At 44.1% G+C, this 13,363-nt stretch carries 14 protein-coding genes; 6 read left to right on the top strand and 8 right to left on the bottom strand.

Annotated features, from left to right (window positions below):
- Positions 1 to 281: 281 nt before the first annotated feature.
- The 5 genes from L5M37_RS15750 to L5M37_RS15730 form a co-directional block, all read right to left on the bottom strand.
- A complete protein-coding gene (locus L5M37_RS15750; RefSeq protein ID WP_263201120.1) occupies positions 282 to 458 on the bottom strand; it encodes a hypothetical protein in 177 nt (58 codons plus the stop codon).
- A gap of 500 nt (positions 459 to 958) precedes the next feature.
- Complete coding sequence (locus L5M37_RS15745; protein ID WP_263181889.1) at positions 959 to 1,726, bottom strand: Crp/Fnr family transcriptional regulator; 768 nt, start codon at positions 1,724 to 1,726, stop codon at positions 959 to 961.
- Between the two features lie 122 nt (positions 1,727 to 1,848).
- Complete coding sequence (locus L5M37_RS15740; RefSeq protein WP_263201119.1) at positions 1,849 to 2,547, bottom strand: Crp/Fnr family transcriptional regulator; 699 nt, start codon at positions 2,545 to 2,547, stop codon at positions 1,849 to 1,851.
- A 104-nt stretch (positions 2,548 to 2,651) separates the two neighbouring features.
- Entirely contained in the window at positions 2,652 to 2,993 is a 342-nt protein-coding gene (locus tag L5M37_RS15735; protein WP_131525779.1) for a BON domain-containing protein, read from the bottom strand.
- Between the two features lie 38 nt (positions 2,994 to 3,031).
- Complete coding sequence (locus L5M37_RS15730; RefSeq protein ID WP_081729035.1) at positions 3,032 to 3,193, bottom strand: DUF3309 family protein; 162 nt, start codon at positions 3,191 to 3,193, stop codon at positions 3,032 to 3,034.
- A gap of 285 nt (positions 3,194 to 3,478) precedes the next feature.
- On the opposite strand from L5M37_RS15730, the gene L5M37_RS15725 reads away from it, so the two are divergent.
- Together L5M37_RS15725 and L5M37_RS15720 are read left to right on the top strand one after the other, a co-directional pair.
- Complete coding sequence (locus L5M37_RS15725; protein WP_028760076.1) at positions 3,479 to 3,898, top strand: PRC-barrel domain-containing protein; 420 nt, start codon at positions 3,479 to 3,481, stop codon at positions 3,896 to 3,898.
- A gap of 507 nt (positions 3,899 to 4,405) precedes the next feature.
- Positions 4,406 to 6,313 carry a cation:proton antiporter gene (locus L5M37_RS15720; RefSeq protein WP_263201116.1) on the top strand — a complete coding sequence of 636 codons (1,908 nt, stop codon included), beginning with the start codon at positions 4,406 to 4,408 and terminating at the stop codon, positions 6,311 to 6,313.
- Between the two features lie 208 nt (positions 6,314 to 6,521).
- Here the strand turns inward: L5M37_RS15720 and L5M37_RS15715 are convergent, their stop codons facing one another.
- The gene (locus L5M37_RS15715; RefSeq protein WP_263201114.1) at positions 6,522 to 7,880 is read right to left on the bottom strand and encodes a PLP-dependent aminotransferase family protein; all 1,359 of its coding nucleotides are present in this window, start codon (positions 7,878 to 7,880) and stop codon (positions 6,522 to 6,524) included.
- Between the two features lie 92 nt (positions 7,881 to 7,972).
- On the opposite strand from L5M37_RS15715, the gene L5M37_RS15710 reads away from it, so the two are divergent.
- Complete coding sequence (locus tag L5M37_RS15710; RefSeq protein WP_028760074.1) at positions 7,973 to 8,599, top strand: LysE family translocator; 627 nt, start codon at positions 7,973 to 7,975, stop codon at positions 8,597 to 8,599.
- Positions 8,600 to 8,783: 184 nt separating this feature from the next.
- Positions 8,784 to 10,541, top strand: a complete 1,758-nt coding sequence (locus tag L5M37_RS15705; protein ID WP_263201112.1) for a SulP family inorganic anion transporter — start codon at positions 8,784 to 8,786, stop codon at positions 10,539 to 10,541.
- Positions 10,542 to 10,671: 130 nt separating this feature from the next.
- Here L5M37_RS15705 and L5M37_RS15700 read toward each other — a convergent pair whose 3' ends face one another.
- The gene (locus L5M37_RS15700; protein ID WP_263201110.1) at positions 10,672 to 10,869 is read right to left on the bottom strand and encodes a hypothetical protein; all 198 of its coding nucleotides are present in this window, start codon (positions 10,867 to 10,869) and stop codon (positions 10,672 to 10,674) included.
- 187 nt (positions 10,870 to 11,056) lie between these two features.
- A complete protein-coding gene (locus L5M37_RS15695; protein ID WP_263201108.1) occupies positions 11,057 to 11,713 on the bottom strand; it encodes a glutathione S-transferase in 657 nt (218 codons plus the stop codon).
- A 141-nt stretch (positions 11,714 to 11,854) separates the two neighbouring features.
- Between L5M37_RS15695 and L5M37_RS15690 the strand changes: the two genes are divergently transcribed.
- Together L5M37_RS15690 and L5M37_RS15685 are read left to right on the top strand one after the other, a co-directional pair.
- On the top strand, positions 11,855 to 12,028 hold the full coding sequence (locus L5M37_RS15690) for a hypothetical protein (RefSeq protein ID WP_263201106.1): 174 nt from the start codon (positions 11,855 to 11,857) through the stop codon (positions 12,026 to 12,028).
- A gap of 47 nt (positions 12,029 to 12,075) precedes the next feature.
- Positions 12,076 to 13,080 carry a rhodanese-related sulfurtransferase gene (locus L5M37_RS15685; RefSeq protein WP_263201104.1) on the top strand — a complete coding sequence of 335 codons (1,005 nt, stop codon included), beginning with the start codon at positions 12,076 to 12,078 and terminating at the stop codon, positions 13,078 to 13,080.
- The last annotated feature ends 283 nt before the right edge of the window (positions 13,081 to 13,363 follow it).

Here is a 13,363-nt window from a genome sequence, read left to right as displayed (position 1 = left end):
CACAGTCAATATGCTGGTGAATAGCCCCATTTTTGAGTCAGTTGGTATGAGTGAGTAATTTGACGCCACGGAAATTCATGATCTACTCCTCTGAGTAAAGAGGGCCGGTACACTAAGGGTTGCATCGGCTTGAGCTAAACGCAGTGTGTTACTGCATGGTTTAGTTTTTGCACTTAATCAATGAAACTTTTCCCTGTTTGTTCGTCACGTCCTAGTCTAACGAGTGATGATTTGGCTCTTTTTCAGTCCAGTTTTCTTCCTTGTCGTTTGATTTAAGTTCTTCAACCTCGCTTATTGTGTGTGCTTTTACTGGTATCCACGTCTTGTTTAGCTTTATCTGTAACTGTGGTTTTGATCATCTGACGGTTGCGGGCTACGACGGGAGGATTGGCCTTGTTGGTGTTGGAATTCTGTGCATCGTTATCGACGGATTTATGTTGTTCTTTGAATTTTTTCATATAAAGCTCAAGTAACCCGGTGTAGTGCAAGAGTGCATGAACCGTACATTCAGCATGACCTGTTAACTATTAAACGTCTGTGCGTTAGCGCGCATGGGATCCGTGGTGGCAGTATTGGCTGCTCGGCACGTTTTTTGTTTGCTGGGCGGGCCGATATAATCAATAATAATGCATTGATTAAAAAGGTAATGTGTCGGATATTAGGCAGCATCAGTTTGCGCCATGTTGGCGCGTAGGGTTGATGACTGCCTGTTTTGTTTATGCTCTGCAGTACCAGTGTGGGTTTAGTACTGAAGTGGCATATGGGATAACGATAGAATGGCTGTTGTACGAGTGGTCTAGCCATCCGTTATGTGTATTTTTATTTGAAGTACCGGTTAGGATATAAGAATTGAAATGTGAGTCTTTATGGTTGATGTAACTAAAGTATCGGTTGTTTTTAAACACTTCCTTTTTAACGCACTGCCTATTGTTACTGTATTCTTATATTCACTGTAGGTTTATGTTTGCTGCGCTTGTTGAGGTGGCATCAGCCGTTCTGATTCCTGCTTAACGACTGCGTAACATTCACAACAGGTTTGTTCTAGTAACGCGCGATCGACCACTTCAATATTCCCACGACTGTAATTGATTACCCCCATGCGTTGCAGTTTTCCTGCCGCATCGGTGACACCTTCACGGCGTACGCCGAGCATATTGGCAATCAATTCTTGTGTCATTAACACGCGATCATCGGGCAGTCTATCTATCGAAAGCAGTAACCAACGACACAGTTGCTGTTCAATACTATGGTGGCGATTGCAAACTGCGGTCTGGGCCATTTGGGTCAGTAGCACCTGACTGTAACGTAGTAACAGATGGAGCAGGGCGCCATGACGGTTAAATTCGTCTTTAAGCCGCTGACCAAACAAGCGATAGGCAACGCCAGCACTTTGCACCACAGCGCGACTCGTGGTGCTTTCTCCTCCCATAAACAGTGCAACGCCGACCATACCATCATTGCCAACGACAGCAATTTCAGCGGATGCCCCATTTTCCATCACATATAGTAGCGAAATAATCGAGTCCAGCGGGAAATACACATAACGCTGTTTCGAGCCGGCTTCACAGACCACTTGTCCGAGTTCTAATGGAACCAGCTCCAGATGCGGGAAAATACGTTGTTTGACTTCCTCTGGCAATTCACATAACAACCGATTGGATTCTGGCGGTAAGTGAGTTTCCGGTGGCGGGCGCTCTGATACAGATTTCAGTTTTAGTGTGTCCATTATGATAGCGTGTCCTTGTTTGGTGATGTCGCTAACTCAGATTACAGCGAGAAACACCTATGCTATGTACGGTAGCGAACATAATGGCAGGTTTTTTGAATCGTTGAGCGGACAATATGCACTTAAGTGCGCATTGAGTGATAGCAACTGCAGCAACGGGCAAGTAGAACTTGTCGATCAAGAATATGTAATCGCCCACGATTATATGAAATGCTACCTCGGGTCTGTAAATTGCCTGCGGCCTCGGTAATACTGCTTCGCCTAACACCCAGCATGTCGGCTAAAAATTGATGAGTTAGATATAACTCATCAGTCTGAATTCGGTCGTGACTCATTAGCAACCAACGTGCTAGCCGAGACTCAATGGAGTGAAAATGGGCACAGACTGCATTTTGTGATAATTGGCATAACAAGGTGTATAGATAAGTCTCTACTATTTGCTTCAGATTGGTATTTTGAGCGAGTAAGCCTTCAAAGGTTTCAATGGGGAGCCGCCAAGCTTGACCAGAACCTTGGATGATCGCCTCGGAAGGCACTTGCCGAGTGCCCAGCAAAGTCGTCGCTCCAAGCATACCTTCGTAACCAATCAAACCCATTTCCAATGCCGGATGTTTGGGGAGTTTAGCAATCAAAGAAATAAAAGCCGTTAAGGGAAAATAGACATATTGATATGACTCGCCAGGCTTGCACAGTAAGTCGGCAAAGTTAAGTTGGACTAATTCAGCTTGCGATAATAAATCCGCTTGTTCCACCACTGGCAGATGACGGATTAATCGGTTCTGAATTTGTGGGGTTAATGTGTCTTGGTGTTGAGTGGGCATAGCGGTTCAACCTGTGGTGGCATTGACTTGGCACCAGAAAATCTGCTGCAAAAAGAAGGGCCGCAGCATCAGAACGGGGCTGCGGAATGATGGAGATTAAATGACTAGTTGTTTAGTTGCGGTGAAGGTGCGCCAGATTTTAGTTGCATATCGTTTTTGACTGAAATGACGCCGGGGACTTTGCTTGTTAGTTTTACCGCAGTATTGATATCTTCACGCGATTTAACAAACCCGCTGAGCTGGACCACGCCTTTAAAGGTTTCAACATTAATCTCGGCCACACTTAAGTTTTTATCACCTAAAATGGCAGCTTTCACTTTGGTGGTGACCACACTGTCGTCTAAATACTCGCCAGTACCTTCTTTGTTGTATGCAGAACTGCAACTGGCCACGGCGACTAAGCCTAGAGCTAGCAGGAAGATACTTAACATTTTAATTGTTCTCATCAGATTATCCTTTTTGATAAAGAGTAAAAATGGGGGCATTAGCTAACGCGTCCCGTTAACAGCAATATAATCAGCACCAGTAGCACTATGCCTATAAGTCCACCAGGACGATAACCCCAGTTTCGGCTATGGGGCCAAGTGGGGAGCATGCCGAGAAATAACAAAATTAAAATAATCAATAAAATAGTCGCAATTGACATGGCTAATCTTCCTGATACCGGTGCAATTTTGCACTGGGTAACATGAGTCTGTGCCGTAGCAAATGGGATGTCGGTACGGTGGCGCACTTACAGGGATCTGACGAGTCGATGTGTTTATATTCGCATTACCTGATAAGCGGTATGCCGAACAGAGCGAGTGATTGTAGAGATGCATACTCTAATTTATGTCCAATAACGGACATGTTCAATTCGAAACCAACGTTTGGTATTTCACTTATTCCGTTGTCCAGTTTCATGGGCTGCGCTAATAAAGAGGTCAACAAAATGAATTATCATGATCGCGATGTTTACGGCATTTACAACAATCCACAGTTCGCTTCTCCATCATTGGCACAAGGACCCGGCCCATATCTGATGGGTGCTGAAACACTGATCGGCAATAATGTTGTTAATAATTCTGGTGAAACCTTAGGGGATATCAAAGAAATTATGCTTGAAGTGGAAACGGGCCACGTCGGGTATGCGGTACTGTCGTTCAGTACTTATTTTGGTTTTGGAGAAAAGCTGTTTGCAGTGCCTTGGAAGATGCTGACACTTAATCATGAGCAAAAATGTTTTGTCATGGACATATCATTAGAGCGACTCAAAACGGCGCCGGGTTTTGATAAAGGCCATTGGCCCAATATGAAAGATGTTGAATGGGAAAACGAACTGCACGATTACTACGGTAGCCGTAGGGATTAATGGTGTTAAGCAGGGGATTTATCCCCTGCGTTATTATTTGGATTCGGTAAATATGTATAAGTGTGGTTGTGTCTATCAAGTGAGTAGGCCCATACGCATTTTAGTTGTTAGGGATTTGCTCATCGCCATGATTGACACCTAATAACGATAAAAGTTTGAGCTAGCGTATTATCGAAAGTCACTAGCGTGTATCGCTGATCAATGTCTTCGCTTCATCAAATGATTAAAGCCTTGTCGAAAGATAAGGCTTTTTTGTTTTTCTATTTTAAGTTTAAATCCCTATTTAAGGTAAATCTGATGTTTTCGGATTTGTACTACAGCTTATTTTACTTGATGTCGCTAGATTGCTCCGTTTTCTTGATTTTTCTCCATAGGTGATGAGGGAAGAGTCATATTTAACAGTGGATATATCGAATAGATCATTTCAGCTTACTGTTCATGCTGTTGTCATCTGCGTCATTAAAGCTAAGCTCATTAGTATTTAGCTCAGTTATCTAAAGGATTTATATGGTTGAACACATTACTGGCATGCTAGCGCTAATTGGAGTGCTATCGTTATTTTGTCAATGGCTTGGCTGGAAACTGCGGTTACCAGCGATTTTACCCTTGTTGCTATGTGGGCTCACTTTAGGCCCAGTGCTTGGATTCCTCAATCCTGATGCGATTTTTGGTGATTTGCTTTTTCCGATAATTTCCCTCGGGGTTGCCGTGATTTTATTTGAAGGGGCTTTGACTCTTAACTTTAAAGAAATCAAAGATCATGGTCGTATGGTGACGCATCTTGTGACTATCGGTACCGTGATCACTTGGGCTTGTATCAGTACGGCCACCTTTTATTTACTGGATTTTAGTTGGGAAATTGCATTGCTCTTTGGGGCGCTAGTGGTAGTGACTGGACCTACGGTTATCGTGCCAATGCTCAGAAGTGTGCGTCCTAAATCCCAGCTGGCGAGTATTTTGCGTTGGGAAGGTATAGTGATTGACCCAATAGGTGCGCTGCTCGCAGTGTTAGTCTTTGAATACATAACCGTTGCCAGCGATCAAACGACGCATGTGCTCTATGCCTTAGGCTCTATGTTGTCCCTCGGATTAGGACTTGGCGCAGTAGCGGGTTATCTAACGGGACAAATCTTAAGACACAACCTATTGCCACACTATCTGCGTAATACCGCCGTTTTGACCTTAATGCTGGGTATCTTTGTCGGCTCGAACCTATTACAAGAAGAATCGGGTTTATTGACTGTGACGGTTATGGGCATTTGGCTTGCGAATATGCGTGGTGTGGATATTGCTGAAATCCTTGAATTTAAAGAAACATTAACCGTACTGTTGATTTCTGCACTGTTTATTTTACTGGCGGCGCGATTAGATTCTAACGCCATGCTCGGCTTAGGCTGGGGTGGACTGGGTGTTTTAGCTGTGACCATGTTATTGGCACGACCGCTGAGTATTTGGGCTTCTGGTATAGGCACATCTCTGTCGAAAGCGGATAAGTGGTTTTTATGCTGGATTGCCCCTCGAGGTATTGTGGCCGCGGCGGTATCTTCGTTATTTGCAATCAAGTTAGAAGCCAACAATGTGCAGGGCGCAGATGCAATTGTGCCCTTAGTGTTCTTAATTATTATCGGCACTGTAGTGGTCCAAAGTTTAACGGCGGGACGTTGGGCACGATTTCTTGGGGTTAAAGCCGATTCTGCCCAAGGTTTATTGATCTTTGGCGCCTCTAAATTTTCCAGAGAGTTAGCGAAAATTTTAAAAGCCAAAGATGTCAAAGTGCTACTGGCTGATAATAACTGGGATAACATTAGGCTCGCGCGTATGGATAATATTCCAGTGTATTTTGGTAATCCTGTTTCGGAACATGCTGAAACCTATATGGATTTAACTGGAATTGGCCGCGTGTTGATTATTTCACCTTACCGACAGTTAAACCCGTTAGTGAGCTTTCATTTCCAAGACTTTTTTGGTGCTAAAAAAGTTTTTGGTCTTAATAATACCGAAGTAGGCAGTGCACGCCACCAGCTCTCTGAAAGTTATAAGCAACGTTTATGTTTGTTTGGTGATGCAGTGTCGTATGCCAAGATAGCCAGCCTAATGGCGAAAGGCGCTCAACTTAAAGTAACGAATTTAACCGAAAACTTCAGCTTTGAACATTTTCGTAAACGTTACGGTGAGACGGCAATACCACTGGTTTACCTGACGAAAGAAGGTAAGGTCGTCGTTGTTTCGGGTAATGATACCGTATTTCCGAATGGTATTGAGCTAATCAGTCTATTGCCAATTGAAGCTTTAGAAGAAGCCAAAGTGCAGCAAGCGATTGCAGAGCGGGAAGCCCAAGAAAAAGCAGCAGAATCTGCTTTAGCAAAGGCAAAAGCGGAAGAGCATGAAAGCGAAGGTGATGACGCTATTGGATAAGTTAATGTTACCAAAAGATTTATTATCGAAATATTTTTTGACTAGCTGAAGAATATTTCTCAAATAGCACATTCAAGGTATCATAGCTGCGTGAGTTTTATGGCCAATCTTACTGCAGCTATAGATTACAGCCCAAAAAAGAGTATTAAAAATAACTTGGCTAGAAAGCCATGTTTATGCAGAAAGTTAGCTCTTATACAAGCAGTCATTACACTACTGAATAAGCATTTTGCACTAAGGAACGTATGGTCGATTCTATGCATTCAACCGCGAGATTGAATTGAGTGTCGTTTTCGGCGCCACCAAGGCTCAAGCGGATAAAATTATCATGGCAATTAAAGTCATCACCATTACGGACTAATATGCCTTTTGCGGCCAGTGCGGTAACGAGATGATGGGCTTTGATATCTTCTGGTAGTTGTATCCAACCGTTTAACCCTCGCCAAGTTTGGGTTAATCCCAGCCGTTCGCCCATGGCGATACAGTGACGTTGGCGTTGACGTACGAGCGTATCTCGTTCTGCAGCGATATGACCTTTCTTTATCAACTGACAGGCTATTTCAATATTCAGCGGCGACACCATCCAGCATTGGCTATGGATAGCGAGTCGCACTTGGGCGATAAGGGGGTCAGGAACCAGAATAAAACCTTGCCTTAAGCCGCCAGAAAACAATTTTGACAGGCTGGAAATATAAATCACCCGTGGTATCACCAGCTGTTTTGCTAATTGCCACAGGGGCGAATGCCATTCTTCAGGTAAACAATAATTCACGTCATCTTCAATGATATAGAATTGATATTGCTCTGATAATTCAAGGATTTTCTGCCGCTGTGATTCACTGTACTGAATGCAAGTGGGGTTTTGATTATTCGGCGTGAGATAGACTAATTTAGGGTTGTGGATCTGTAATAGGGCTTCAAAGCGCGGCAGATCTAATCCTTCGTGGGTAAGGGGCACTCCAACGCTAGTGACACCAAGCTGTTTAGCACAAATTCTCACGCCTGGATAACTGTATTGCTCGTGTAACAGTACATCGCCTGTTGATAAAAATGCGCTCAAACAGGCAAAAATGGCTTGCTGCCCGCCATGGGTAAAGACCAGTTGCTCGGGCGTTTGCTGTATGCCACGTTGGTTTAACCATTGGTGGAACACTTGTTGGTGTTGATCTAATGGACTGGCGCGATAACCGAGTAACTGACTCAATTTAGTGGGGTCTTTCGCTAATTGGCTGAGGCAATCGCTTAGGGTGCTGATTTGATCTGTGAGTGGCTGCTGACAGGTCGCCATATTCAATTGTACGTTACCCATTTCAGGTACAGGGGAGGCGTTGACATAGGTGCCATCTCCCACTCGTGCTTCGACGTAACCCCTTTGTTCCGCCAATGCATAGGCGCGGGTCACAGTGCCAATTGTGATGCCTAAGGCATCAGCTAAACGGCGCTGTGGTGGCAGTTTACTACCTTGGGTTAACACCTTCTGCAAAATGCCTTTTTCTATGGCACTGACTAAGCGCTGATATTTCGGGCCTGAAAAAGTCGTTAGGTCTGGTGTCCAGATTGTACCCATGACAATAAATCCATTGATCTCTAATATTCTCCGTATATTATTTATTGCATCTTTTTATGTCAACAAATGTATGCATACAATTTAAGGCGAATATGAATACTGCACTACTTTATGATCCACAATTATGGACTTTAATGGCCTCGACCGCGCTGTTTTGCGCGACGATGACAATGACTCCCGGACCGAACAATATTCTCTTAGCTAGCTCTGGAGCGCATTTTGGTGTGCTGCGTACCGTGCCACATATTGCAGGGATCCGCTTGGGTTCGACCTCTTTACATCTTGCGGTATTATTCGGCCTCGGTACTTTGTTTGAAGCATTACCGGTATTGCACCAAGTATTGAAATATTTCGCTTTAGCATATTTGCTGTATCTCGCGTACAAATTAGTGACGTCGCCAGTGCAGAGCACGCATTTGGATGATGGACGAAAACCTATGACGCTCATTGAAGCTGCATTATTTCAATGGATTAACCCTAAATCTTGGATGTCGACGATTACCCTGTGTAGCGCTTTTACATTAAGTGGCGATGGCTTTTGGTTGAGTGCGTTTCTTGGCGTATTAATGTTCAACATAGTGGGATTTCCTGCATCATTTACTTGGGTATTTGTCGGTGCCGCGATCAGTAAGAAACTCAATACCGATAGACGTAAGCGCCATTTTAATTGGTTTATGGGCAGCTTGCTCTTAGTGTCATTACCTATGATATTACGCTAGCTTGGCTTGAATTAAGTGCCTAACCCTATAAATATTCTGAGGAAGATACTCGCGTAATGATTGGCTTTATGCCATAACCAACATACTATTGATGGCTTTTTAGGTAATGACCTTTTAGCTGAACATTTTCAGTCTCAGTTATACTTGTTGCTTATCTTGATAGTGTGTATATGGAGGTTGCCGAGTGAAGTTCCCTAGTTTGATTTCGTTTATGCCGGGATTGGCGCAATTATTACAATATGAAAAGCAATGGCTTAGGGATGATGTGCGCGCAGGCTTATCCGTTGCCGCTGTGGCATTACCCGTAGCGATTGCTTATGCCCAGCTCACTGGTGTGAATGCTGCCGTGGGTTTGTATTCCTGCGTATTACCAATGTTGGTATACGCACTATTTGGCACCTCAAAACAATTAATTGTGGGTCCGGATGCGGCGACTTGTGCTGTTATCGCCGCGGTTGTCACGCCCCTAGCTGCAGGGGATAGCATGAAGCACTGGCAGTTAGTGATGACCATGACGGCCATGACAGGCTTTTGGTGCTTGATTGCGAGTCGTTTTAGGCTGGGGGTGCTCGCCGATTTTCTATCAAAGCCGATTTTGATGGGGCTGCTTAATGGCGTTGCAATTACCATTATCGTGGGACAGTTTTCAAAAATCTTCGGTTTTACCTTCGATGAGCGTTATCTAATCGAACGCCTCAGCGGTGCGCCTTCCTACTTATCCAAAACCCATTGGCCGACATTGACTATGGGGATTGTGACGCTAGCGACTTATGCCTTAGTGAAACGGTTTCGTCCCCAATGGCCTGCTTCTATGTGCGCAATGGCGATGGCGGCTTTCTTTGTTTGGGTATTTAACCTGACGAGCTTTGATATTAGCGTCGTCGGAGAAGTGACCTCAGGATTACCTTCATTTCAAGCGCCTGTATTTGATTTAGGTATCGCCCGTGAGCTTGTGGTACCAGCGCTTAACTTAGCCATGGTGAGCTTTGTGAGCATGATGTTGACGGCTCGAAGCTTTGCGGCAAAAAACGGTTACGATATAGATGCCGATAAAGAGTTCAGGGCGTTAGGAATAGCCAATATAGCGTCAGCCATATCTCAAGGTTTTGCGGTGAGCGGCGCGGATTCCCGCACTGCGGTTAATGATGCCAATGGTGGTAAGAGCCAGTTAGTGTCTATCATTGCGGCGGTATTGATTGGTGTTGTGGCGCTATTTTTCACTGCGCCTTTGAAGTTTATCCCCAGTGCCGCCTTAGGTGTGGTGCTGGTAATTGCCTCTATCTCGCTTATCGATTTAAAGTCACTGTGGAATCTGCGAGTGCGGGATAGGTCTGCTTTTCTACTTGCCTGTATCACCTTGTTCTCTGTGTTGTTTATTGGGGTTATCCCTGGGATAACCTTGGCTGTATTACTGGGTTTATTCCAGTTCCTCGCTACTGTGATGCGGCCTACGGATCAAGTGCTTGGTTTAGATCATAAGGGCGTTATCCGCAGTGTCGATGAATCGGGTAAAGCTAAATCGGTTCTAGGAGTATTTATATATCGCTTTAATTCGCCGTTAACTTACTTTAATGCGACGTATTTTAAGCGCCGTTTACTGGAAAAGTTTATTCGGGAATCTGAGCCGGTCGATTGCATCATTATTGATGCAGTGCCTTGTTTTACCCATTTGGATTTAAGTGTGATGGCCATGTTGGCTGATTTGCATCAACTGCTTAAAAAACGTGGCGTTCGTTTAGTGCTTGCGGGACGTAAACGGCAGATGCTGAGTTGGTTTGAGCAAGCGGGTATGCAGACAGGGGAAGGCGGCATTTTGATCCGACCAGATTTGTATCTCGCCCTTAAAATGAATCAAAGCTATAAACAAGCCTTGGCTGAAGGGCAAGCGCCTGTGATCCAAAAAGTTCCTGATGACTCGGTATTGTTGCACAGTCATTTGTAGTTAACTGTCATGCCTTGTTTGATTAAACTGGGTCGTAAAAATAGCGCAGCTTAAGGTTGCGCTATTTTTCTTAATTTAATAAGCAAATCAATGGCATGACTAGTTTTTTGAAGGTATTCAGTTTTACCGTTTAATCTTTGATAATTCTATCTAGGGGAATAAAACCGTGAAAACCATAATAACCCATAGGGCCGAGTATCAGACTCAGTAGGCACCATAAGCACTTTTTGTTAGTGCTGAGATCCACTTTACTCTTGAAAGCCCGAAGGGCAAATAGACAATGCAATAGCACCAGGCCCCCAAGCATAATAACGATATTAATATCCATATTTTCCAACTGTCTTATCCTTGTGTTCTATCATTCACGTCCTTGAGTCTTTAGGCGTGGTTACTTTTCTTGAGAAGATTGTCTAGCTACGATTAGCTAAATTAGTTACCTAGTGGCAAATACCTTACTCGAATATTTTACCGATGGCTATAACATAAAATAAAAATAATCTTTAAATCTTATTGGCTTACACGTCTCCTAACAAGCAAGTTGGAGAATGGCTAGCGTCCCAGATCACATATTTTTCCATCGCACGAATAAATATTTCACTCGAAATAAGTCGATTCAGCCAAGCGGCGACTCGCGGAAAATCATCACTAAGCGCACGTTTAAGATCCACTGCGGCAAACTGGCGTACAAAAGGTATGATTGCGTAGTCGGCAAGGCGAGGTGTATCGGCGACTAAAAAGGGGTGTTGCCCTAAGCATGTTTCAAGTTGCAGGAGGAAATGACTCGCCTGCTGATAATAATAAGCTTGCGTTTGCTCAGGGTAACGGTCGGCATATTTATAGCGGTCAAGCCATGGTTTAAATTGCTGATCATTTTGCGCGATAAGTTGTGCCATTTTATCTTCAATAGCAGGACTTTGCTGACACAATAGCTCTAAGGGATCTGCTTGCGTGAGTGCCCAGCGCATGATCTCAAGACTTTCGGCAATCACCTCACCGTTCGCTAGCACTAATACTGGCACAGTCCCCTTAGGTGAGGCCACTAGCATTTGTGGTGGTTTGGCTTTAAGGGTGATTTCACGGACTTCAACATTGCATTGGGCTAATAAGAGTCCCAAACGTGCTCGCATTGCATAGGGGCAACGGCGGAAGGTGTATAAGACGGCAAGAGTCATTCGGATTTCCTCTACTGTACGGCGCTAAAGCGATGGAAGTTGATGCGACTAAAGCTGATGTCAGCGTGTCATGCTTATTGACGACGCGAGTATGCCAATGCGAATGTTGCGTGCCAATCATGCAATATTCAAAGGGCGCAGATGGTAACGCTTTCATACTGGAATTTCTGCTTAATTTGCCATCATAGAATGATTTTTCTCACCACTGTGCGTAAAGAATTAAAGACCTTGTATTTTATCTGTGTTTATCTTGCTGTGACTCAGGTAGAATTCCGCGCTATTTTTGGGATCTGCAGCAAGGCTGCAGATGATTGATTTGTTTATGCACTGGAAATTAAGTTCCAGCCAGCAAAGAGGGTGTTATGGCTAAAGTTGTCGTATGTGCGTTATATAAATTCGTGTCGTTACCGCATTTTGAATCTATCCGAGCGCCATTGCTCGCTATGATGGAACAGGCCGAGATCAAAGGCACTCTGCTCCTCGCAAGTGAAGGGATCAATGGCACAGTTGCTGGCACTCAAGAAGCTATTGAAGCGTTATTAGTGTGGCTTAATAACCAAAATGGCCTAGACAATATCGTTCACAAGTTATCATTTGACGATGAAATGCCGTTCTACCGCACTAAAGTCAAGCTGAAAAACGAAATCGTGACTATGGGCGTTGAAGGTATTGACCCACTTAAAGTGGTTGGCACCTATGTGAAGCCTCAAGATTGGAATGCGCTGATTTCTGATCCGGACGTGATTTTAGTCGACACCCGTAACGACTATGAAGTGCAAATCGGCACTTTCAAAAATGCCATTAATCCTGTGACTGAAACCTTCAGAGAATTCCCTGAATATGTGAAGCAGAATCTTGATCCTGCTAAACATAAGAAGGTCGCCATGTTCTGTACTGGCGGTATTCGCTGTGAGAAATCAACTGCTTATTTAAAAGAGCAAGGCTTTGACGAGGTCTATCATCTCGAAGGTGGTATTCTTAAATATCTCGAAGAAGTGAAAGAGGAAGAAAGCCTGTGGGAAGGCGAGTGCTTTGTATTCGATAACCGCGTTGCAGTGAACCATGACTTGAAGAAAGGCCAATACGATCAATGTAATGCTTGCCGTATGCCAATCACCGAAGCTGAAAAACAGAGCCCTGCCTATGTGCAAGGTGTCAGTTGCCCACATTGTATCGATAAAATTTCTGACGAGCAGCGTAAACGTTTCGTTGAGCGTGAGCGCCAAGTTAATCTGGCAAAAGCCCGTAACGAAGCGCATATCGGTAGCGATGTAAATCAAGTGATTGAAGCGCGCCGTGAGAAAAAAGAAGCGCAGCGTCGACTCGCCGCCGAGAAAAATAACGCGAAAAAATCGCAAGCGCTTTAACTTTATATGTCATTAGATGAGTAGTGAGTTAGTCATGAGTTCGCACTGAGCTTGTTTCTCACTCAGGCCGCTTTCACATGGCTCTCACAGTGAATATGGCTTGCACTCTGGCCCGACTCGTTCGGGCCATTTTTTTATATAGATTTTAGTTTTAGCGTGAATGTGCTTTTAGGCCATTATTTAACTTATTATTTATCATAGCGCTATGCCGAAAACCTTAAATTTATGATAACTTTCAGTCGCTAGTATTAAAAACGTTAGTATTAACAACGCTAGCATTAAA

Origin of the sequence: Shewanella sp. SM69 (assembly GCF_025653985.1) — a bacterium.
Lineage (GTDB): Bacteria > Pseudomonadota > Gammaproteobacteria > Enterobacterales > Shewanellaceae > Shewanella > Shewanella oncorhynchi.
Note: the sequence above shows the minus strand (reverse complement) of the source record. Positions and strands in the feature narration are given on the sequence as shown.

Bases quoted from the DNA above. Each gene is read 5' to 3' on its own strand.
- L5M37_RS15750 (WP_263201120.1), bottom strand. From the start codon at position 458: ATGAAAAAATTCAAAGAACAACATAAATCCGTCGATAACGATGCACAG.
- L5M37_RS15745 (WP_263181889.1), bottom strand. From the start codon at position 1,726: ATGGACACACTAAAACTGAAATCTGTATCAGAGCGCCCGCCACCGGAA.
- L5M37_RS15740 (WP_263201119.1), bottom strand. From the start codon at position 2,547: ATGCCCACTCAACACCAAGACACATTAACCCCACAAATTCAGAACCGA.
- L5M37_RS15735 (WP_131525779.1), bottom strand. From the start codon at position 2,993: ATGAGAACAATTAAAATGTTAAGTATCTTCCTGCTAGCTCTAGGCTTA.
- L5M37_RS15730 (WP_081729035.1), bottom strand. From the start codon at position 3,193: ATGTCAATTGCGACTATTTTATTGATTATTTTAATTTTGTTATTTCTC.
- L5M37_RS15725 (WP_028760076.1), top strand. From the start codon at position 3,479: ATGAATTATCATGATCGCGATGTTTACGGCATTTACAACAATCCACAG.
- L5M37_RS15720 (WP_263201116.1), top strand. From the start codon at position 4,406: ATGGTTGAACACATTACTGGCATGCTAGCGCTAATTGGAGTGCTATCG.
- L5M37_RS15715 (WP_263201114.1), bottom strand. From the start codon at position 7,880: ATGGGTACAATCTGGACACCAGACCTAACGACTTTTTCAGGCCCGAAA.
- L5M37_RS15710 (WP_028760074.1), top strand. From the start codon at position 7,973: ATGAATACTGCACTACTTTATGATCCACAATTATGGACTTTAATGGCC.
- L5M37_RS15700 (WP_263201110.1), bottom strand. From the start codon at position 10,869: ATGGATATTAATATCGTTATTATGCTTGGGGGCCTGGTGCTATTGCAT.
- L5M37_RS15695 (WP_263201108.1), bottom strand. From the start codon at position 11,713: ATGACTCTTGCCGTCTTATACACCTTCCGCCGTTGCCCCTATGCAATG.
- L5M37_RS15690 (WP_263201106.1), top strand. From the start codon at position 11,855: ATGGTAACGCTTTCATACTGGAATTTCTGCTTAATTTGCCATCATAGA.
- L5M37_RS15685 (WP_263201104.1), top strand. From the start codon at position 12,076: ATGGCTAAAGTTGTCGTATGTGCGTTATATAAATTCGTGTCGTTACCG.